The following is a 1,066-nucleotide window of genomic DNA, read 5'->3' as shown; positions in this document are numbered from 1 at the left end:
TGTCGTGATCAGTCGACGGGCTTCAGGAGGTCGTCGATCCAGATCATTGCGGCGCGGAGATGGAGGCCGGCGAGGTAGCTGTCCGGCGTTTTGTCGTAGCGGGTGGCAATGCCTCGCCAGGCTTTCAGCTTGTTGATCAGGCGTTCGACGGTGTTCCGTTCTTTGTAGAGGTCGGCGTCGTGGCTGACGGGCCGGCCGCCTCTCGCGCCTTTCTTCTTCCGGTTGGCAGCCTGGTCCCGCTTTTCCGGGATGACTGCCTTGATTCCGCGTTTTCGCAGGTAGGAGCGGTTTCCGCGGGATGAGTAGGCCTTGTCCGCGGCGACCGCGCCGGGCCTGGTGCGGGGACGGCCGACAGGCAGGCGGACTCGCACCTTCGCGAGCACGGGGATGAACTGCGGGCTGTCCCCGGCCTGCCCGGCGGTCAGGACCAACGCGAGCGGACGGCACCTGCGGTCCGCGGCGAGATGAATCTTGCTGGTCAGTCCGCCCCGGGACCTGCCGAGCAGGGCTTCCTTCAGGCGGAGCCTGTGTCTGCGTCGGATGCGCCGGCGCTCGGCCTGTCCGTTCTGTTCCTCCGGCCCGCCCCTTTTTGGCGGGCCGCTTCCTGCTCCTGCGCGGCTTCTTCCAGGGCCTCCATGAGGTGCTTACTGACGCGCATCCCCGCCGCGTCCTGGTGGGCACGGACCGTGGTGGAATCCACGCTGACCAGCGACAAGTCTGTCCTTCCCGCGCGGGCCGCCTCGGCGATCAGGCCTTCCAGCAGGGCGGTGAACACACCGGCGTCCCGCCAGACGCGGAAGCGTCCGTAGACGGTGGCCCACGGGCCGAACTCGGCAGGCATCTCCCGCCACTGGGCACTGGACCTAAACCGCCAGATCACACCCTCGAACTGCTCTCTCAACCGCTCCGGGTACGGGCCGTACCTACCGATCGGCAGGTACGGCTCGATGAACTTCCACTGGGCATTCGTGAGTTGCCTGCGTGTCACGGCCACAGTCCTACCGGGTTCCACCTCGCGACGAGGGCAGAACCCAGGAACTGATCACGACATCACACAGGCCCTAGG

General features: G+C 66.8%; 1 pseudogene. It reads right to left on the bottom strand.

The features are described from left to right. Positions 1–8: 8 nt before the first annotated feature. Positions 9–988, bottom strand: a pseudogene (locus tag AB0469_RS41180) (IS5 family transposase). Positions 989–1,066 lie beyond the last annotated feature (78 nt).

The organism is Streptomyces sp. NPDC093801 (genome assembly GCF_040701585.1).
In the GTDB taxonomy this organism is placed as follows: domain Bacteria; phylum Actinomycetota; class Actinomycetes; order Streptomycetales; family Streptomycetaceae; genus Streptomyces.
The sequence above is the reverse complement of the archived record's forward strand: the minus strand, read 5'-3'. Positions and strand labels throughout refer to the sequence as shown.